Annotated in this window: 23 protein-coding genes and 1 riboswitch; all 23 genes read right to left on the bottom strand. The window is 30.0% G+C overall.

What is annotated here, in order from left to right; all coding sequences use genetic code 11:
* Positions 1-8: 8 nt before the first annotated feature.
* The 23 genes from IC219_RS13895 to flgB are packed head-to-tail and all read right to left on the bottom strand — an operon-like array spanning position 9 to position 19,120.
* On the bottom strand, positions 9-710 hold the full coding sequence (locus tag IC219_RS13895; protein WP_227434686.1) for a sigma-70 family RNA polymerase sigma factor: 702 nt from the start codon (positions 708-710) through the stop codon (positions 9-11).
* Between the two features lie 13 nt (positions 711-723).
* A complete protein-coding gene (locus tag IC219_RS13890; protein WP_227483433.1) occupies positions 724-1,602 on the bottom strand; it encodes a MinD/ParA family protein in 879 nt (292 codons plus the stop codon).
* Positions 1,599-2,612 (bottom strand): flagellar biosynthesis protein FlhF, encoded by a 1,014-nt coding sequence (gene flhF / locus IC219_RS13885; RefSeq protein WP_227831409.1) that lies wholly within the window; start codon positions 2,610-2,612, stop codon positions 1,599-1,601. Before flhF ends, IC219_RS13890 begins: the two co-directional genes overlap by 4 nt.
* On the bottom strand, positions 2,590-4,665 hold the full coding sequence (gene flhA, locus IC219_RS13880) for a flagellar biosynthesis protein FlhA (protein WP_227434683.1): 2,076 nt from the start codon (positions 4,663-4,665) through the stop codon (positions 2,590-2,592). The genes flhF and flhA overlap by 23 nt, the downstream gene beginning before the upstream one ends.
* Before the next feature lie 8 nt (positions 4,666-4,673).
* A complete protein-coding gene (locus IC219_RS13875; protein ID WP_227831410.1) occupies positions 4,674-6,488 on the bottom strand; it encodes a fused FliR family export protein/FlhB family type III secretion system protein in 1,815 nt (604 codons plus the stop codon).
* Between the two features lie 11 nt (positions 6,489-6,499).
* A complete protein-coding gene (gene fliQ / locus IC219_RS13870; protein WP_009888090.1) occupies positions 6,500-6,769 on the bottom strand; it encodes a flagellar biosynthesis protein FliQ in 270 nt (89 codons plus the stop codon).
* Positions 6,770-6,781: 12 nt separating this feature from the next.
* Entirely contained in the window at positions 6,782-7,447 is a 666-nt protein-coding gene (gene fliP, locus IC219_RS13865; protein ID WP_227483435.1) for a flagellar type III secretion system pore protein FliP, read from the bottom strand.
* Positions 7,448-7,822 carry a flagellar biosynthetic protein FliO gene (locus IC219_RS13860; RefSeq protein ID WP_227434680.1) on the bottom strand — a complete coding sequence of 125 codons (375 nt, stop codon included), beginning with the start codon at positions 7,820-7,822 and terminating at the stop codon, positions 7,448-7,450.
* A 14-nt stretch (positions 7,823-7,836) separates the two neighbouring features.
* Positions 7,837-8,280 carry a flagellar basal body-associated FliL family protein gene (gene fliL / locus IC219_RS13855; RefSeq protein ID WP_227483436.1) on the bottom strand — a complete coding sequence of 148 codons (444 nt, stop codon included), beginning with the start codon at positions 8,278-8,280 and terminating at the stop codon, positions 7,837-7,839.
* Positions 8,281-8,291: 11 nt separating this feature from the next.
* A complete protein-coding gene (locus IC219_RS13850; protein ID WP_227483437.1) occupies positions 8,292-8,987 on the bottom strand; it encodes an OmpA family protein in 696 nt (231 codons plus the stop codon).
* Positions 8,977-9,795, bottom strand: coding sequence for a motility protein A (locus tag IC219_RS13845; RefSeq protein ID WP_227434677.1), 819 nt, complete (start codon positions 9,793-9,795; stop codon positions 8,977-8,979). The genes IC219_RS13850 and IC219_RS13845 overlap by 11 nt, the downstream gene beginning before the upstream one ends.
* Positions 9,795-9,998, bottom strand: a complete 204-nt coding sequence (locus IC219_RS13840) for a flagellar FlbD family protein (RefSeq protein WP_054268815.1) — start codon at positions 9,996-9,998, stop codon at positions 9,795-9,797. The genes IC219_RS13845 and IC219_RS13840 overlap by 1 nt, the downstream gene beginning before the upstream one ends.
* A gap of 12 nt (positions 9,999-10,010) precedes the next feature.
* Positions 10,011-10,997, bottom strand: a complete 987-nt coding sequence (locus IC219_RS13835; protein WP_227483438.1) for a flagellar hook-basal body complex protein — start codon at positions 10,995-10,997, stop codon at positions 10,011-10,013.
* Positions 10,998-11,023: 26 nt separating this feature from the next.
* Entirely contained in the window at positions 11,024-11,632 is a 609-nt protein-coding gene (locus IC219_RS13830; RefSeq protein ID WP_227434675.1) for a flagellar hook capping FlgD N-terminal domain-containing protein, read from the bottom strand.
* Positions 11,633-11,649: 17 nt separating this feature from the next.
* Complete coding sequence (locus IC219_RS13825) at positions 11,650-12,852, bottom strand: flagellar hook-length control protein FliK (protein ID WP_227434674.1); 1,203 nt, start codon at positions 12,850-12,852, stop codon at positions 11,650-11,652.
* A gap of 28 nt (positions 12,853-12,880) precedes the next feature.
* Positions 12,881-13,330: a flagellar export protein FliJ gene (gene fliJ / locus IC219_RS13820; protein ID WP_227483440.1), complete on the bottom strand. Its 450-nt coding sequence runs from the start codon at positions 13,328-13,330 to the stop codon at positions 12,881-12,883.
* Positions 13,331-13,358: 28 nt separating this feature from the next.
* The gene (gene fliI / locus IC219_RS13815) at positions 13,359-14,678 is read right to left on the bottom strand and encodes a flagellar protein export ATPase FliI (protein ID WP_227434672.1); all 1,320 of its coding nucleotides are present in this window, start codon (positions 14,676-14,678) and stop codon (positions 13,359-13,361) included.
* Between the two features lie 3 nt (positions 14,679-14,681).
* Positions 14,682-15,422 carry a FliH/SctL family protein gene (locus tag IC219_RS13810; RefSeq protein WP_227483441.1) on the bottom strand — a complete coding sequence of 247 codons (741 nt, stop codon included), beginning with the start codon at positions 15,420-15,422 and terminating at the stop codon, positions 14,682-14,684.
* Positions 15,406-16,476, bottom strand: a complete 1,071-nt coding sequence (gene fliG / locus IC219_RS13805; protein WP_227831411.1) for a flagellar motor switch protein FliG — start codon at positions 16,474-16,476, stop codon at positions 15,406-15,408. Before fliG ends, IC219_RS13810 begins: the two co-directional genes overlap by 17 nt.
* A gap of 12 nt (positions 16,477-16,488) precedes the next feature.
* The gene (fliF, locus tag IC219_RS13800; RefSeq protein WP_227831412.1) at positions 16,489-18,039 is read right to left on the bottom strand and encodes a flagellar basal-body MS-ring/collar protein FliF; all 1,551 of its coding nucleotides are present in this window, start codon (positions 18,037-18,039) and stop codon (positions 16,489-16,491) included.
* A gap of 24 nt (positions 18,040-18,063) precedes the next feature.
* Positions 18,064-18,381, bottom strand: a complete 318-nt coding sequence (gene fliE / locus IC219_RS13795) for a flagellar hook-basal body complex protein FliE (protein WP_227434668.1) — start codon at positions 18,379-18,381, stop codon at positions 18,064-18,066.
* A 9-nt stretch (positions 18,382-18,390) separates the two neighbouring features.
* On the bottom strand, positions 18,391-18,795 hold the full coding sequence (gene flgC / locus IC219_RS13790; RefSeq protein WP_038811378.1) for a flagellar basal body rod protein FlgC: 405 nt from the start codon (positions 18,793-18,795) through the stop codon (positions 18,391-18,393).
* Between the two features lie 7 nt (positions 18,796-18,802).
* Entirely contained in the window at positions 18,803-19,120 is a 318-nt protein-coding gene (gene flgB / locus IC219_RS13785; protein WP_227827777.1) for a flagellar basal body rod protein FlgB, read from the bottom strand.
* 404 nt (positions 19,121-19,524) lie between these two features.
* Positions 19,525-19,613, bottom strand: a riboswitch (cyclic di-GMP riboswitch).
* Positions 19,614-19,628: the final 15 nt, after the last annotated feature.

Genomic DNA, 19,628 nt, shown 5'->3' with positions numbered 1-19,628 from the left:
ATCACCATCTATATAGAATATTTAAGTTCTTTTATTTTACTTCTCAAGTTTCTTATTGATTTTCTGTGGAGTTGTGAAACTCTTGATTCTGAAACACCTAGCACTTTTCCTATTTCCTTTAGATTTAAATCTTCATAATAGTACAGTGAAAGTATTAATTTTTCCTTTTCCTTTAAATTACAAATTGCTTGAGATAAAATTTCTAGTTTTTCTTCTTCCTCTATTACATTTGCTGGAATATCTTCATCTCTGTCACTTATTGTATCTTGTACAGTTTCATTTGTATCTTCAAAGATTACATGGTTTAATGATACAATATTTAGCATGTCTATATTATTTTCGATATCATAAAGTTCCTTTTCTGAAATATTTAATTCATTCGCAATTTCATATGAAGTTGGCTCTCTTAATAACTCAGCCTGCAATTTTTCTACTACTCTATTATATTTATTTACTTTAGTTAAATTATGCTTAGAGATTGGACTTTGATTTCTAATTTCATCTAATATAGCTGATTTTATTTTTATATAAGAGTAACTAGAAAATTTTGCTCCTTTTTCAACATCAAACTTATTTATTGCATCAATCAATCCAATAACTCCACTATTTACTAAATCTTGATATTCAAAGCCTTTCCCAGGTATAAAAAATTTTCTTGCTATACTCTTTACAAGAGGCATATTCTCTTTTATTAATTCTTCTCTATTCATTAACTACGCCTCCTTAGCTTTTAAATATACTAAACATTTTTCTTAGTAGACCCTTATTCTCATCAATATCTTCTCTTGACTGACTTACCATTCTCTTTGCTATAGATATAATACACTTTGAAGCGCTACTTGTAGGATATTCCAGAATAAATGGTATCTGCTTTTTTACACATATTCCTACTTTTTTATCATCTATTATATATCCATATAACTCTAAATTAAGATTTAAAAATTTGTCTACAACCATCTTTATTCTGTTGTATGTAGATTTTGCTTCTTCTAAATTTATTACCCTGTTGATTATTATGTTTGCACTTCTCTTTATCCCAAAATTACTTATGGCCTTTAGTAAGCTATATGCATCAGTTAATGATGTTGGTTCTGGAGTTGTTATTAAGAAAAATTCAGTACTACAATATATAAATGACAATAGACTTTTACTCATACCAGCACCTGTGTCAATTATTATAAAATCGACATCATGAATCTGTTCTATGCTATGTATAAACTTATTTCTTTGAGCTTCTGTAAAATCTTCTATATGATTAAGTGCAGAACCTCCAGAAATTATATTCACACCATATTTAGTACGTGAAATTATATCTTCTATATTTTTTTCTCCATTAATTACATCAATTATCGTACCTTTTACATTTACACCCATTATTATATCTATATTTGACATTCCTATATCTGCATCTAATATAAGAACTTTTTTATTAAGCCTAGTCAAACAGATAGACAAATTTGTAGCGAGATTACTCTTTCCAACACCACCTTTCCCAGAAGCTATTGTAATTATCTTAGGTGCATTCCCATTCTCCACTATAAATTCATCAAGTCCTCTTTTTTCTATTGCCATCTTTCTCAAGATTTGAGCTTGGTCAATCATATACTTTCAACTCCTAATAGTAATCTTATAATCTTATCTTCATTAGGTTTTATAATGTCATCAGGAACACTTTGCCCTATTGTAATATACGATATTGGTTTTTGTGCATAATTCACTATGTTAAAGATGGAACCATACGTGATTGTTTCATCCAGCTTTGTAATTATTACGCTTTTAAAGTTCACATTTCTATATGAATCTATAATTGCTTTTGTATCATTTTCTCTTGTTGTGCAATTCAAAACTAAGTGTATATTATCAGTTTCAGCTTTATCTATGAGATTTTTGATTTCTAGTATTTGCATAGAATTTTTATATCCTCTACCTGTAGTATCTATTAATACAACATCACAATCTTTCATCTCATCAAGTGCCAACTCCATCTCATCGGGACTTATTACTCCTTTAAAAGGAATATTCATTATGTCAGTATATATCTTTAACTGCTCCACAGCGCCAATTCTATAGGTATCTATAGTTATTACACCTACTTTTTTATTTTCCTCAAATACTAATTTTGCGGCTAACTTTGCTATTGTAGTTGTCTTACCTACTCCTGGTGGTCCGACTAGAGCGATTTTCCCATTTATCGTTGGATTTTCTATTTTAATCTTTTTCTTTAGACTTTCCACTAAATTTTTACTTGTATCAATTCCATTGAACTTCATCTCTTGTAAGTCAGTTCTTATGGACTCTACAATTTCTTCATTTAACTCTAGATTTAGTAGGTTCTTACATATTTTATCTATATCATTGTCATTCTTATTATCAAACCCCATATTACTTATAATTGACTTTAATTGTTCTACCTCTCGTTTCAAGTCATTTTGTTCTACATTATCTCTCTTTTCCCATCCGACAGTTAATTCGATATCTCTCTTTGAAAAAATACCTCGTATTCCAGATTTTCTTACTTCTTTTTTATCTATTAATGTAATATTGTCACCCAATTCCATTTTGGCTAGATTCATAGCATCCTGAATTGTATTAGCTGTATACTTTTTCGTCATCATATATGCTCACCACACCTTCTGCTTTGATTTTAACATCATTAGGTATTTCATTTAATGATAGTACAGTCAAATTAGGATATACAATCTCAACTAGTTTTCTAAATGGTGCTCTTATCTTTGGTGATACTACTATTACTGGTATATTATGATTGAAATATACATTACCTATTACATCTTGTATACTCTCAAATATTTTGTTTGTGTTTTCTGGGTCAACAGCTGGATAAGTTCCATTTACAGACCTTTGTAAATTATTAGATACCAATTCCTCGGTTTCTGGAGATAATGTAGCCACTACAATTGACTTATCTTCATCCACCAAATTCGTACAAATACTTCTAGCTAAAGCTATTCTCACATATTCAGTAAGAAGCTCTATGTCTTTTGTGTTCCTGGACTGGTCTGCAAGTGTTTCAAGGATTGTAACCCTATCCTTTATATTTACTTTTTCTCTCAACAGATTTTTAAGTACTTTTTGAACTTCACCAAGTGTCATTAAGTCTGGTATCAACTCATCAACTACAGCACTATAATTTTCTCTTGCTGCATCTATAATAGTCTTAACTTCTTGTCTTCCCAGTAACTCATGTGCATTGGATTTTATTATATCTAGTAAATGGGTTATAAGTATTGTGGATGAATCTACAACTGTATAACCTTTTAACTCTGCATCTTCTACCTTATCACTTTCTATCCAAAGTGCCTCTATTCCAAAAGTAGGCTCAATTGTCTTTATTCCAAATATATTAAAACCTTGATTCATAGGGTCCATACATAAAACCATATTAGGCATTATCTCATATCCACCAACTACATTACCTTTTATCTTTATGTTATATTGGTTTGGATTTAGTTGTAAATTATCTCTTATTCTTATAGGTTGTACAACTATACCCATGTCTATGGCACATTGTCTTCTTATTGATGCTATTCTCTGAAGTAAATCTCCTCCTGCTGATTCATCAGCTAAAGATATTAAGCCATATCCAATTTCTACTTCTATAGCTTCTACATTTATTAAGTTTGTTACATCTTCTACTTCGTTTTTGTCTGGATTTACCATATCAGGTTTTTCAAAATCTAAATCTTCTAAGGTATCCTTCTTTTCTCTTCCTAAGAAGTAACCTGCTGCTATTGCACCTATTCCCAGTGAAAAAAACGCTGGCTTGGGTAATCCAGGCATCATACCAAGTATAATTAAAACACAACCAGTCATCATTACTGCTTTTGGTATTGCTGTTAATTGCTTACCTACTAAGTCACCAAAGTTTTCATCAGTCGAAGCTCTTGTTACGATTATACCAGCTGATGTGGATATTAGTAGAGCTGGTATCTGGCTTACAAGTCCATCACCTATAGTAAGTCTTACATAAGTCTGAGCTGCACCCATAAGAGTCATGTTTAGCATTACAGCTCCTATTACAATTCCTCCTATTATATTTATTGCTGTTACTATAAGACCTGCTATAGCATCTCCTTTTACAAACTTATTTGCACCATCCATAGAACCATAAAAATCAGCTTCTTGTTGGAGTTCTTTTCTTCTTTTTCTAGCAGTTTTGTCATCTATAACTCCTGCATTTAAATCTGCATCTATACTCATCTGCTTCCCTGGCATGGCATCTAACGTAAATCTAGCTGTTACTTCAGATACTCTTCCAGAACCATTAGTTATAACGACAAATTGAACAATTAATATAATTAGGAATATAATTATCCCTACTACGTAATTTCCACCTACAACAAAACTTCCAAATGCCTCTATAACTTCACCTGCGTATCCTTGAGTTAAAATTAATCTAGTTGATGAAAGATTTAATCCCAATCTAAATAGTGTTGTAACAAGTAACACTGTTGGAAATATAGATAAATCAAGTACATTTGTTGTAAATAATGTCATTAATAAAATTAGCACAGATAAACTTATGTTAATTGCCAGTAAAATATCTAATATAAATGTAGGTAATGGCACTATCATCATAAGAACAATTCCTACAACACCAAAAGCCACTATTACGTCCATATGTTCTTTTAGATTAAACTTATTCATTACTTATCCTACCTTTTTGGGACTTTGTATCTATTTTTGATTTTATATACTGCTACTAAGATCTCTGCAAAAGCTTGATACATGTCCTCTGGAATTTCTTGGTCTATTTCTACTTGCTTATATAACAACCTAGCAATGGGTTTATTTTCTATTATTGGGATGTCATTTCCCTTTGCGATTTCCCTTATTTTAAAAGCTAAATAATCTGCACCTTTTGCCACTACTACTGGAGCTTGGTCCTTCCCTTTTTCATATCTCACTGCTATAGATAAGTGAGTTGGATTGGTTACTATTACAGTAGCGCTTGGTACTGCTTGCATAGTCCTTTGAGATGATATTTGTCTTTGTTTTTGTTTTATCTTAGCTTTTATTTCTGGGTCTCCTTCTGAGTTTTTATATTCATCTTTAACTTCTTGTTTTGTCATTCTCAGTTGTTTTTTATGACTATACCTTTGATAAAAATAATCTGCAACTGCTATAACTATCATAGCTATACAAATTTTACTTAATATGGAATATACTAAGTCTTTAACTGTATACATTAAAGTTGGTAAGTATATATTCCCTAGTTTTAAGATATCTAAATAATTATCTTGAAAAAATTTATATCCTATGTAAGCTAAGACAGATATAATTGCTGTATCCTTTATTAAAGTTGATAAACTTCTCATAGAAAACATGTTTTTGAATCCACTAATTGGATTTAATTTTGATAAATTTGGTTTCAAAGTTTCCCCAGTAAATAATATTCCCACTTGAAATAGGTTAGCTACTACACCTAAGACCAAAAATGGAATAGCTATAGGCAAAAATATCTTGAAAAAATCCATTAATCCTACTATAATTAAGTTTTCTAGGTTTGAATAATTTATGTTCATATAAAAATTCACGCTTAAAAAATGATTGAGTGAAGATTTAAGTGTGTCTACTACATATGAAAATAATGTAGGGACTAACAAAGTGAATGCAAATAAGGTCATTGCAACAGGTAATTCTCTACTTTTTGCTATATTACCTTTTTTTCTTTGTTCTCCCCTTTTCTTTGGAGTAGCGTCTTCTGTTTTGTCTGTTGAACCCATAAAAAACATAGGGGCTAATGCAAAAGTTCCCTCATACATCTTTGGTATTTGACTCAATAAATGACTTATTTGGTTGACAATTAAAGGTATTGATATGATAAATAATGCTATACCAACCAATATTTTTAATGGCATACCAACTATCATTACGTTTAGTTGAGGTACACTTCTTGATATAAGACCTAATATAAAATCTGCCATAAGCAGACAAAGTACAATAGGTATTGCTATTTTAAACCCAGTTATAAAGCACTGCACAAATATGTTTATTATATAATCTATATTATTATCTATAAATGATTTCCCTATTGGAATTAACTCAAAACTATACCTTATACCTCGAATTAAAATATGGTGACCATCCATGCTAAAAAATATCATAATTGCTGTCCAGTTCATAAGATTATCAATTAGAGTTGTTTGAGTCATTGAGTTTGGGTCAAACATATTAATCATTGATAATCCCATCTGTTGGTCCATCATAGAACCTGCCATTCTGATACTGTAAAAACATAGATTCGTTATATATCCAAGAATAATCCCTGTTATAGTCTCATTTATACCATATAAAGTAAACATTACAATATTGTCTATATTTGTTACATATTCAATTTGCATAGTACTTGAAATCAATATTGATATAATGATTGCAAAGAGTGACTTAAATAAAGCAGGCGTACCAGCTGGAAATAGCATTCTCAATGTTCCAAAGAAGGCTACTATTCTAATAAATACAAAAATCATATGTATCCTACTTACTTAGTTATAAGAGACATCATATTGAATATCTCAGAAGTAAAACTAATAAGAGTATGTAACATCCAACTTCCACCAATAGCTACTACCAAAAGAATTGCTATTAGTTTTGGTACAAATGTCAAAGTTTGCTCTTGGATTTGAGTTGTAGCTTGAAATACACTTATTAAAAGTCCAACTACAAGAGAAACAATGAGTACTGGAGCTGCAATCATAGCTCCTGTAAACATACCATTTTTAAGAACACTCATTATCATAAATTCACTCATATTATTTTTCTCCTATCCAAATCCCAATATCAATGTTTTTACTATCAAGTTCCATCCATCCACCATTACAAATAATAACAACTTAAATGGTAATGATATCATAACTGGAGGCAACATAAACATTCCCATAGACATTAAAACACTTGCTACAACAAGGTCTATTATCAAAAATGGTATGTATATTAAAAAACCTATTTGAAAAGCAGTTTTTAGTTCACTTATTGCAAAAGCTGGAACTACAACAGATAAGGGTATATTTTCACGAGTTAATTTTTTTTCTTTTAACCCTGCTTGTTCTACAAATAAATCTAAGTCAGTTTGTCTAGTTTGCTTTAGTAAAAACTCTTTAATAGGTACTTCTGCTTCTTTCATGGCTTTTTCCATAGTAATATCTTCTTTCATATATGGTTGTAATGCCTTTTCGTTTATTTCATTTAATACTGGTCTCATTATAAATATTGTCAATACTATCGCAAGCCCTACCAAAACTTGACTTGGAATTGCTTGTTGTGCTCCTAATGCTGATTTCAAAAATGATAAACTTATGACTATTCTAACAAAGCTTGTCATCATGAACATTACAAATGGTAAAAACATTAATGCCGTTAGAAATAAAAACAATTGCATTGAACTTGTATATGGTACGTCAGACAAAGGTAATTTTGATAATAGTTCCATTTACTTATCTTCCTTTTTTGTAAATTTTCCAATATATCTACTGAAATCATATTTTGCTTTGATTTTTTCCATTTTAAAATCTTGGATTTTAAAATTTCTCTCTTTAATGTCATCTTCTATTTTTGATATTTCTTCTTTGGTCAAATCTTTTATCTTATTCATACTAGCTGAAGAAGATGCAATAATACATCCTTCTTCACCTACTTTTAAAATTATTATGCTATTGTTTTTATTTATACTTACAATGTCTAGTATTTTTACATATTTGTCATTGTATTTTTTTAATAAAGTTCCCTGGCTAATTTTTAAAGATAAGACTATCAATATTAAAATTATTGGAATACATATTAATATCTTTAATAAATAAAGTATCATGTCTTACCATCCTTTTATTGTACTAATATATTTGTGAAATATATGTTTTGTATTACATTTCCACCTAAATTTGTATTTAAAGTATTTTTTATTTCATCTTTTATATTATTTAGGTTTTCAGCAGCAAAATCATCTGCTCTTTTTGCCATAAGGCAATTTATAATATTATCTCTAATTAAAGGTGTATTTTTTTCTATATCTTTATATGAAGCATCATAAGATACAGTTATTGACACCTTTAAATATCTTACACCTTCATCAGCTAGCTTCAATACCATTTCTTCTAAATCAAGATTTTCTGTCTTTATTTCATCTTTAGCTTTTCCTGTTGGAATAAACAAACCTATAATCTTATCAATTTGTCCACTTCCACCTTTACCTAATATAAAAAACCCTGCTCCTGCTGAGAAAACAATCAGTATCAAAATAATTAGAATAATTTTTTTATTTTTGAACAAAACTCTTCCTCCTAGTCGATAGTTATAAGTATATTAACTCTTCTATTTTCAGCTCTTCCCTTTGCTGTATCATTTGAAACTAAAGGTTGATACTCTCCACATCCTGTTGCTGAAAACAATTTAGGGTCCATGCCCTTTTCTTCTACAAAGTATCTTACAACACTTACTGCTCTACTAGAAGATAAATCCCAATTGGACTCATGTGTACTTGATTTTACAGGTACATTATCAGTATGACCTTCTATAACTATCTTATTTTTCATCATTTTTATCATGTCATATACTTTATTTAGAGTAGCTTTACTATCAACTTTTAACTCCGAACTCCCAGAGTCAAATAATATTGAGTCATCTAACTCTAATAAAATCCCTCTACTATCATCCTTAACTGTTACACTATTTTGCAAGTTAGAATTATTAACCTTATCTTTTAAATCTTGTTCTAAATCTGACTTATCATTTTTATCCACTAAACCACTATCTATTGGAGACTTTGCACTTGTACTTGAACCTGTGTTAAACATACTTACTCCAGAAAACTGACCTTTTAATGCATCTGATATATTTTTAAATTTTTCCATATCTACAACTGATGTTGCATATAGAAGTACAAAAAATGTAAGAATTAGAGTTATTGTGTCTGCATAAGTGGCCAACCATGCATCTGGATTTATCTCATCTTTTTTTTTATTTTTTCTACGCGCCATTACTCATTGCTCTTTCTGTATTTTTATTGGATTTCATAAACTGTAATTTTTCAGTTTTTGAAAGGTATGTCGCTAAACGTTCCTCAACTACTATACTGCTTTCACCAGATTGTATGCTTATTATACCTTCCAGCATCATCTCTTTTATGTAAACTTCTTTTTCCGTTTTTTCATCTATGTTATATGCAATTGGATTTAAAGCAATATTTGCAAGTAGAGAACCATAAAATGTTGTAATTAACGCCTTTCCCATACCAGAAGCAATCAAATCTGGTGATGTAAGGTCAGATAGCATTTGTATAAGACCGATTAGAGTCCCCAACATTCCAAATGCAGGTGCGAATGTTCCCCAAGTTTTAAATATCTTTGAATATCTGTTATTTGTATCTTCAACAGAATCTATCTCTAATTCTAATATAGACCTTATTTCATTGACTTCCAGACCATCAATACATAACTCTAATCCTTTTTTCATAAATGGGTCTTGTATTTTCATTACATCACTTTCTATTGACAAAAGACCTTCTCTTCTTGCTTTTTTTGAAAGTGCTTTAAATTGATTCAATAAGTCTAATCTTGATATACTCGTTGTTTTAAATGAGTATTGTAATGCATTTTTTATAAGTTTCATGTCATCAATAGTAAATGTAATCATCAACGCTCCAAATGACCCAAATACTGTTATTAATATTGATGAAAAATCAAAGAAACTTTTTAATCCTGAACTACTTCCTTTTACTGCTCCAAATAAAACTAATACTGTAGATAATATTAGTCCAATGAATGTCAGTGAATCTGTTTTTTTCATTACTTTTCGCTCCTAATATAACCTACATTTATTTTCCTTTTATACTTTATCACTTTATCTACTATCTCATCTACAGACTCTTTTACAAGATTTTTTTCTCCTGTTGTAAGTAATATTCTACTTTCTGGAACGGAGTCAATTCTTACTATAAGGTCTGAGTTTAATATGTAGCTTCTTCCGTTTAAGTCTGTTACTCTTATCATACTATGTACCTACTATCTCTTAAGACTTATTATTTCTTGAAGTATCTCATCTGATGTAGATATTATTTTACTGTTTGCTTGGAAAGACCTACTTGCTATTATCATTTCTGTAAATTCTTCTGCTATGTCTACATTGGAAGCTTCTATTGCTCCTTGTATTATTGTTCCTGTAGCTCCTGCTATTTGTGGGTCTCCTGAGTTTGCTGATGGCTTGTATAAGTTTCCTCCTTCTGCATCTAATCCTGCTGGATTTTGGAATACATATGTTTGTACTTTTTGAAGTTTTCCATCATTAGTTGCTATTGCAGGATTTGGTACTTTTCCTACTTCAGAATTGTCAGGAATATCATACACAAACTGAGTTCTTTGACCATCACTCAATAAAAATTCTACTGTTCCATCTTTTGATATATTGTACTCCAGTACATTTTGTACTGTACCATCTTTAGGACTTATACTTTGAAGAGGAATTACAATGGGTTCTTTTCCTTCTGCAGTAGCATTTTTAGTAAATTCACCAGTAGTAGCATTATATGTACCCTTATAAACCTCACCTTGTAACATATACCCATCTCCATTTACAAGTCTTCCACCTTTGACACCGTTCAGAGGTCCAGCTGTTGCTTTAAATCCTGTATCTAAGTTAAAAGAACCATCTCTTGTATACATAACTGTACCTTGCCTTACTACTGGAAGATACCCATCTCCATCTATCATTAAATCTGATGGTCTATTAGTTGGCTGTACATTTCCTTGTGTCATATCTTTATTTATACTTGATATCTTACTACCTACACCTACTTGTCCTAAGTTTGTTCCCCCTAATGCAGCTGTTGGAGCACTTGCATATAGTACAGTTTGATAAAATGAATCTGTTATTCTAGCTGAACTTTTCTTAAAAGCAGTAGTCCCAGCATTTGCTACATTGTTACCTATTACATCTAGTTTAGTTTGATTTGCTTTCATTCCACTTACACCTGAATACATCGCTTTTATCATGAATTTACCTCTTTTCTAATTTAATATTATTCTTGTTCAGGAGATTCTTGCTCTGGTGGGTTATTTTCTTCTCCTGAAGTTGTATCTACTTCTCCTATTTTAAGTAATTTTTCATATTTAACATCTACAGTTTTATCACTACCATCTACTTTCAGTTCTAAGTGTACCTCTCCATCTTTTATATATGTAGACTTTACTACACCTACAATGTTTTCATCTTCCTTCTCTTCTCCGGATACTTCTACTTCTTTACCAATTAATGACGTTGCCATACTCAAAGCAGAGTTTATTAGAGTAGAGTTACTTAAAGCTAAGAGTATATCTAGCTTGTCGTTCATAGCTGACATCTTTTCTAAAGTTGCAAACTGAGCTAATTGTGATACATACTCTGTTGGGTCTTGTGGATTCATTGGGTCTTGATTACCCATTTGTGCTACAAGTATTTTCATAAACAAGTCTTTATCAGCATCATCACCCTGTCCTATAATTGGAGTTCCATTATCTGTTACTGTCTGATTTCCTTTACTTCGAACTTGTTTATTAGCAATATCATTAATATTTCTTTCAAGTTGGCTCAAGTTATTTGACCTATAGTTTCCTTGAACCCCTGCTAAAGCTGTTGCCACTCCATACATACAGTATTTCCCCCTTATTAAGCTAATAAATCTACTCTATCATCATCAATATTTTCTTTAATTTCATCTTCTATGACCATATTGTTACGCTTATTATTTGTATTTTGCTTATTCATATTTTCTTGGTTATTTTGTCTATTCTGTTGTTCAAATGCTTTATCAAAAGTATCTGATGTACTTCTATTATCACTATGCATTTGCACAGATACATCTTTTATATTTACATTCGTAAGTTCAAGATGTTGCTTTAAATCTGTTATATTTTTATTTATAGAGTCAAATACGTCTTTATTAAAAACAGTCACAACAGCTTTCATACTTTCGTTATCTTTCAATAATTGTATGTTCATATCTCCCAATTCTTTTGGCCTTAATCTAATTGTTAATTCTTGGATGTCATTTGTTTTCATATGTTTAATAGCTTTGATAGAATCATCCATAACATTTGATTCTATATGTTTTAAGTCAACATTATCATTTTTAACTTTGTTTATATCCATGCTTTTATTTATTACTTGACCAAAGTTTCCACTTTTATTTCCATTAATACCTGCTAGTTTTTCCAAAATATCAGAGTTATCATCTCTTTTCTTATTTGAATTAAGGTTATCCATTCTATTACTATCAAAGTTGTATAAATCTATGCTTTTATTATCATCCTCTGTAGTTTTACTAATTACTTCAAAGTTTTCATTAACATTATTATCTAAAAACTCTCTTAACTTCATCATGTCTAAATTTTGCATATCATTATAGTTATTCATGTCAGCCTTATTTAACTCTGCATTTTGCTTTACAATATTATTCAATATATTTTTATTAAGTTTAAGCCCTTGTTTCAATTCATCCGATATGTTTAGTTTTTCCATACCATTCAATATAGAATTTATATCTTTATCTTTTTCATTATTATTTTTTAAAAGAGTCAATAATTGTTGTAAAATCTCATTATTCTTACTACAATCTTTTTCATATGTACTTTCATCCTCTAAGTGATTACTTTTATCTACATCTGAATGACACTCATTATCACTATCTTCTGATTTATTTGAGCTGATATTTTGATTACTTGTTTCTTTTTTGTCTTCAACTTTCCTATTGTCTGTTGCCTTATATAGATTATCTTCAAATTTATCATTTTTCACATCTTTATTCTTGGATGAACTCTTTTTACTCCCAATATCTTTGATAACATTATAAGAATCTGCTTGTATCTTCATACAATAATATCCTCACTTCCTACTCTTCTTATAGAACTTGTCTCTTTCTCAAATAACTCATGCTTGCAAACTCATCATTAGTTTTTTGTTCTTTTAAATTTTCTTCTTTATAATATTGGCCATATTTTTTTTCTTTTAGTTTTTCTAATGATTTTCTTTCTATCTGCTTATCTATAAGTTGTTTTCTAGCCTTTTCAAGTTCATTTGTTGACTTGTCCAATTCCTCTGATAAATCTTTTATAGAGTTATTTAAAGCTAACAAATAGTTAATAGTTATTTTTTGATTTTGAATACTATCATTATTTTTACTTATTGAATACTTGATATAATTACTTTCCAGGTTTTCTAAATTATTTTCTATATCTATTTTTTTTTGTTGAATCTTAGCAAATTCCATTTTTATCTTCTCTTCATCTTTCATTTTTAAGTCTAAAACCTTCTGCAATCTAAACTTAAAGTTCTTATCCAACTCTATCACAACCTATTCAAATATTTTTTTAAGTTATTTATTCAAATATTCTTTTCAAACTACTTATAGTTTCGTTAAAAGAACTCTTTTCATTTATCCCTTGTTTTAAAAAATTGATAATATGCTCATGATAATAGATTGCTTCATCTATTTTTTTATTGGTACCTGAAGCATATGCACCTATATTTATCAAATCTTCTGCTTCTCTATATTCAGAGAGCATATCTCTTGCAAATGATGCTACTTTTATATCTTCTTTTGAAGCAATTTCATTCATAAGTCTACTTAAACTATTTAAAACATCTATAGAAGGATAATGATTCTTGTTAGCTAAATCTCTAGATAGAACTATATGACCATCAAGTATTCCTCTTGTAGTATCTGCTATTGGCTCATTAAAATCATCTCCATCAACTAATACTGTATAAAAAGCGGTTATAGAGCCTTTATCTGATGTCCCTGTTCTCTCCATGAGTTTTGGTAAAATTGCAAATACAGATGGTGTATATCCTTTTTGTGCTGGTGGCTCTCCTATGGCTATTCCTACTTCTCTTTGCGCCATAGCAAATCTAGTCACAGAATCCATCATAAGTATTACCTTTTTCCCTTGGTCTCTAAAGTATTCGGCTATTGCAGTGGCTGTAAGGGCACCTTTAAGTCTAACTAATGGTGCTTTATCTGATGTTGCGCATACAACAACAGATTTTTTCATTCCCTCTTCACCTAAGTCTTTATCAATAAAGTCTAATACTTCTCTTCCTCTTTCTCCAACAAGGGCAATTACATTCACATCAGCTTTTGCATTTCTAGCAATCATACCTAGCGTTGTACTCTTACCTACTCCACTTCCTGCAAATATTCCTATTCTCTGTCCTTCACCACAAGTAGTAAATGCGTCTATTGCTCTTACACCTGTTTCCATTATATTTCGTATCTTTTTTCTCTTCATTGGGTCAGGAGGTTCATTATTCAAGTTGTATCTATCTCCTAAAACAACTTCTGAGTTATCTATAGGATTTCCAAGACCATCAAGTACTTTACCTAGTAAATTATCACTACACATAACACTTAGAGGTATCCCCTTAGAAATAACTTTACAACCAGGTGATATTAATGTTAACTCTCCTAATGCCATTAATATTACTTCTTTATCTTTAAATCCTACTACCTCACAATTCACTGGCTTATTGACTTGATTATATATAACACATAACTCTCCAACAAAAGCTTTTATTCCTTCAACTTCTACAGTAAGTCCTATTATCTTCTTAACTCTACCTTCTGATATAGTGAGTTCTAAATTTTCTATTTTCTTATTTATTTTGTCAAAATCTATAGATATATCAGTTTTATACATAATTTATTCACCAAGCAATTCTTCTTTTAGTTTTTCCATAGCACAATCAATACCAACTATTATTCTTCCATTTTCCTTTTGTATAATAGCATTTCCTTTATCTATACTATCATCTGCAATAACAAATACACTCGACTTTAATGATGTTTCTTCTTTGAATAATTCAAACTCTTTCTCTATATTATCTTTATAGAAAGAATTACATCTTACTATGAATGAACTACTTCCTTCATAATCTTGAATAATTTGCTTTAACAAATCACTCATAGATTTTTCATCTTCAAAGTGCTTTTTTAGAACAGAACTAGCCATATTGATAGCAAGTCTTATAATCTCTTTATTTTTTTCTTTTATGTACTCAGTCATTTTCTCATTAGCTTGTAATAAGATTAAATTTGCCTGATTTCTTATAGAATCTGCTTCATCTTTAGCTTTTTGGGTATACTCATTATACGACTCTTTATATCCATCCTCATATCCATTTTTCTGACCTTGACTATATCCTTTTTCATATGCTTGCTTTTCTATATTTTGTGCGTTTATTTTTGCTTCTTCCAATATCTCATTCTTTTTTATCTCAGCAGATTCTATAGCTTCTTTTATTACTTCATCTCTAAATCTACAATCATTATCCTCGTTTATATTTGATTCTCCCAATCTAGCTTTATCTATTATAGATAAGTCCAGCACTCCTTTATATGATGCTTTTTTACTTTTAATAATTTTATTATTCGACAAAGTCATCACCAAAATTCCTTACAATAGTTATGGCACCTTCTCTTTCAAGTTTCCTTACAATACTTACTATTTTTTGTTGAGCACCTTCAACCTGAGTAACCTTTATGACACCAACCATTTCCATTTCTTCTTTAAGTGCTTCTGCTGCTCTAGAAGATTGGTTTCTATATATAGCATCTGATATTTCATCATCCACACCTTTTAAAGCATATACTAAATCCTTCATAGTTACTTCTTTCAGTACTTTCTGTATGCTTATATCATCTAACTTGACAATATCTTCAAATACAAATATATTAGATTTAATTTGAGCTGCTAAGGCTGGGTCTTTTTCTTCAATAGTATTTAAAATATTCTTTTCTGTTTTTCTATCAGAATTAAGTAATATTTGAACTAATGTAGATATTCCTCCATAGTCTTTAAAATCTTCACCACTTATTGAATGTAATTTATCCTCTAATGAGCTTTCAATTACACTTATAACATCTGGAGATATTGAACCCATTGAACTTATTCTCATAGCTACTTCATTTTGTAAATCAAAATCTAAATAAGCTAAAACTTCTGCACCATTTTCAGGTTCCATATGTGCAAGTAAAATGGCTATAGTCTGTGCACTTTCATTTCTAAGTATTTCTAATATCTTCTTTACATCTAGTTTTATAATATGTTTAAAAGGTTTTGTACTTGTATCTATTGATATACCTTCAAGTAATTTACTTGCTTTGGCATTTCCCAGAGCATTACTTAACAATTCTTTGGCATATTCAAGCCCGCCTTCTATAACATAATCTTTCGCTTTATTTATTTCTACAAACTCTTTTAATATTTCTCTTCTTTCTTTTGAAGCTATTGAAGAAATATTTGCAATTTCCAAACCTATTTTTTGAACTTGTTTATCTGGTAGACTTTTTATTATATCACTAGCCACAGTTGGACCTAATGTCATTAACAGTACAGCGGCTTTTTTTAAACCTTCACCTTCTACCTTCTCTTTCTTATCATTTTCACTTATATCACTTAAATCAAACGCATTAACATTTGTAATTTCCGCGGACACTTTCTATCCCCCTTACTCGTTTAACCAAGTTTTTATTATCTCTGTGACTTGGTCTGGTTTTTCTTCTGCATACATTTTAACAGCTTCCTCTAATGTCAATTCTGGGTCATCCCCTAATAGAGGATTGTCTTTCTTATCAATAGAATTAGAATTAGTACTATAAACTTCATCTTCATAATCCATATCTTCTTGTTCGCTTCTCTTTTTATATATCAAGTATCCAATAACACCTACTGCAACAACTACTATTACTCCAACAACTGCTTTTATTATATTGTTTTTGAATCCTTCTTTTTTAATATCTTCCATTTCTTGTTTAGCTTCTGCCTTACCTTTAGGGTCAAATACCATTGAAACAACGCTAAGAGTATCTCCCCTAGCTCCATCCATGCCTATAGCATTATTAACAATATCTTCCACATCAGCTTGAACACCTTTAGCTATTTTTCCATCTATAGCAACAGAAGCTGTCAATCTTTTAAGTTCTCCAGGCGCAACTATAGTGTGAGTTTCAATCTTACCTGTTTCATATTCAAAACTCTCATCCAAACTATCTTCTGTATTGGTACCATTTTTATTTCCTTGGTTATTCATATTAGCATCTACACCTTGGACATTATTTGTAGCAGATTTAGATGAATTTTTTGACCTTGTTTCCTTTATAGCAACTTTATCAGGGTCAATTTTTATTTCAGTTTTTTCAGCTGTATCAAAACTCAAATCAGCATTTACTGTAGCTTTTACTTTTCCTGTACCAAATATTGGTTCTAACATATCTAAAATAGATTTTTCTAATTGTTTATTCAGCGCCTGCTCAGATGCCTTATTTTTATCAATACTAATAGCACCATTTATCGGTTGATTGTTTTCATCAACTTCTTCATTATCTAAGATGCCTTCAGATAATAAGTTCATTTTGTTATCAATAACTTGAACATTTTTCTCTGGTATATTTGTAACACTTCCTGATACAAGTGCCATAACAGATTTTATTTGATTCTTCTCTAAAGTAGTCCCTGGCTTTAGCATCAAATAAACTGCTGCGCTCCCTGGAACAGCTTCCTTCTCAAATACAGAAGACTCACCAAATGTTATATGTACTCTAGTATCTTCCACCTGAGGAAAACTCTTAATTGTTTTTTCTATTTCTCCTTGTATCATTCGTTGCTTCTTAATTTGAAACTCTTCATCAGTAAGACCTATTGATGAACTATCATCCATAAGTGCAAATCCTTTAGAACCACTTGTCAAACTTGGAGCTAACTCTAATCTCAACTTATCAACTTCTGTTCTAGGAACATAAATTGTACTTCCTTTTACCTTGGTATCTATCTTTCTAGACTCTAATTCTGCTGATATATCTGCAGCATCTTGAACATCTAGTTCTGAAAATAAGACTGCATACTTATTTTTGCTTGCAGATATTGCTGTAAATACTAGCGCTAAACATATAGCAACAATCCCTATACCTAATGCTATCTTAGTTCCCTTTTTTAGGGAACTTATTTTTGTCCTAGATTTAGCAACTTGCTCCTTAATCTTATTTTTAAAACTGGCTATCATTGATTATTACTCCTGTTCAAAAGGCTAAATTTGTACTTTATTCATTTCTTGATATGCATCATGAATCTTATTTCTAACTTCTATTAAATATTGCATAGATAGTTGTGCTTCTTGACCTTTTAACATAACTTCATGCATAGAAACATCTTCGCCTTTTATAAATTTTTCTTTCATATTATCTGCTGTAACTTGCTGAAAATTGACTTTATCTATAGTATCCATTATTACATCTTCGAAATTCTTTTTTTCTTCTTTATTATTAAAATTTAATGGTTTTGTTTCTCCAATTAAATTATCTAACTTTGCACCTTGCATTAAATTGTTAATTTGTGTAATTGGCATAATTTATCCCTACTTTCCTATTTCCAGTGCTTTTGCTATCATAGACTTCTGAGCATTTAATGTATCTATATTAGACTCATATGCTCGTGAAGCTGTTATTAAATCTGTCATTTCAACCAATATATTTACATTTGGATATTCTACGTATCCATTTGGCTTTGCATCTGGATGAGATGGGTCATATACTTCTTTAAGAGGTGATTTATCATCTTCAACAGATGTGACTTTTACTCCTAGCATACCTAATTTGTTATCATAATTTTCTTCAAAGGAAACAATTTTTCTTCTGTATGCTTCCCCATTTGGACCTCTTGTAGCGTTTATGTTAGCTACATTAGATGATATGATATCCATTTTCAAGCTTTCTGCTGTTAAACCACTAGCAGATATCTCCATTCCACTGAATACACTCATCTTCTAATTACCTCCCACTTATTATTGATTTGGTCATTGCTATTTTACCATTTGCAAAACCTATCAAAGCATTGTATTGTAACGTTGTCATTGCTTGATTTACTTTTTCTTCTTCTATATCTACATTATTACCATCCACTCTTAATCCTTTGGAATTGTCTGTTTTTTCTTCTATTTTAGGCATTGCATCATTTAATGTTTCTTCAAAAGTTACGTAGTGTTTCTTATAACCTTCAGTATTTATATTTGCTATATTATTTGCTATTGTCTGACTTCTTAAATTAGTTGCATCTAATCCCATTTTTATAATGTCATATGTATTCATACTCACTCCTCCTTAAAAGATTTTCATCTACTCTATTTATTAATTAAAAACAGAGTTGCTATATTACAAAAAATGACTTCTTTATTTATTCAAATTAATTACATTTCTATTACATTAATATAATAATGTATCATTTTAGTAAGAAAACAAATTTCCCCTTAGTAAACTCCAGTAAAAATATAAAAAAATTTTAATATATATTTAAATATTTCTTTATAAAGTTGCCTTTTTTTGTAAAATAGTCACTTTTTATATGCTTTATCTTTATTTTAAATTATAAATTGGTAAAATTTGTTATTATATATACTTTCTACTGTAATAAAGTAATTTTTTCATAACAAAATGACCGCCAAAAAGGCAGTCAATTCGACTAATCCTACATATACAGTATACTTAGGACTCTTTTTGGCAACTGGCTGACATAGTTTATATACAAACCTTAGCCCCTATAGCTTTGCGTCACTAAATTTCTCTAGTTTTGCCAATTTAGTTTTAACTTAAGTATACA

The sequence above is a fragment of the Clostridioides sp. ES-W-0018-02 genome, assembly GCF_020658175.1.
Taxonomy (GTDB): Bacteria; Bacillota; Clostridia; order Peptostreptococcales; family Peptostreptococcaceae; genus Clostridioides.
The sequence above is the reverse complement of the archived record's forward strand: the minus strand, read 5'-3'. Positions and strand labels throughout refer to the sequence as shown.

Bases quoted from the DNA above. Each gene is read 5' to 3' on its own strand.
- IC219_RS13860 (WP_227434680.1), bottom strand. From the start codon at position 7,822: ATGATACTTTATTTATTAAAGATATTAATATGTATTCCAATAATTTTA.
- fliP (WP_227483435.1), bottom strand. From the start codon at position 7,447: ATGGAACTATTATCAAAATTACCTTTGTCTGACGTACCATATACAAGT.
- flhF (WP_227831409.1), bottom strand. From the start codon at position 2,612: ATGACGAAAAAGTATACAGCTAATACAATTCAGGATGCTATGAATCTA.
- IC219_RS13810 (WP_227483441.1), bottom strand. From the start codon at position 15,422: ATGACTTTGTCGAATAATAAAATTATTAAAAGTAAAAAAGCATCATAT.
- flgC (WP_038811378.1), bottom strand. From the start codon at position 18,795: ATGAGTGTATTCAGTGGAATGGAGATATCTGCTAGTGGTTTAACAGCA.
- IC219_RS13890 (WP_227483433.1), bottom strand. From the start codon at position 1,602: ATGATTGACCAAGCTCAAATCTTGAGAAAGATGGCAATAGAAAAAAGA.
- flhA (WP_227434683.1), bottom strand. From the start codon at position 4,665: ATGAATAAGTTTAATCTAAAAGAACATATGGACGTAATAGTGGCTTTT.
- IC219_RS13850 (WP_227483437.1), bottom strand. From the start codon at position 8,987: ATGGCGCGTAGAAAAAATAAAAAAAAAGATGAGATAAATCCAGATGCA.
- IC219_RS13845 (WP_227434677.1), bottom strand. From the start codon at position 9,795: ATGAAAAAAACAGATTCACTGACATTCATTGGACTAATATTATCTACA.
- IC219_RS13835 (WP_227483438.1), bottom strand. From the start codon at position 10,997: ATGATAAAAGCGATGTATTCAGGTGTAAGTGGAATGAAAGCAAATCAA.
- fliI (WP_227434672.1), bottom strand. From the start codon at position 14,678: ATGTATAAAACTGATATATCTATAGATTTTGACAAAATAAATAAGAAA.
- IC219_RS13830 (WP_227434675.1), bottom strand. From the start codon at position 11,632: ATGTATGGAGTGGCAACAGCTTTAGCAGGGGTTCAAGGAAACTATAGG.
- IC219_RS13840 (WP_054268815.1), bottom strand. From the start codon at position 9,998: ATGATAAGAGTAACAGACTTAAACGGAAGAAGCTACATATTAAACTCA.
- fliE (WP_227434668.1), bottom strand. From the start codon at position 18,381: ATGCCAATTACACAAATTAACAATTTAATGCAAGGTGCAAAGTTAGAT.
- IC219_RS13825 (WP_227434674.1), bottom strand. From the start codon at position 12,852: ATGAAGATACAAGCAGATTCTTATAATGTTATCAAAGATATTGGGAGT.
- IC219_RS13895 (WP_227434686.1), bottom strand. From the start codon at position 710: ATGAATAGAGAAGAATTAATAAAAGAGAATATGCCTCTTGTAAAGAGT.
- fliF (WP_227831412.1), bottom strand. From the start codon at position 18,039: ATGATAGCCAGTTTTAAAAATAAGATTAAGGAGCAAGTTGCTAAATCT.
- IC219_RS13875 (WP_227831410.1), bottom strand. From the start codon at position 6,488: ATGATTTTTGTATTTATTAGAATAGTAGCCTTCTTTGGAACATTGAGA.
- flgB (WP_227827777.1), bottom strand. From the start codon at position 19,120: ATGAATACATATGACATTATAAAAATGGGATTAGATGCAACTAATTTA.
- fliQ (WP_009888090.1), bottom strand. From the start codon at position 6,769: ATGAGTGAATTTATGATAATGAGTGTTCTTAAAAATGGTATGTTTACA.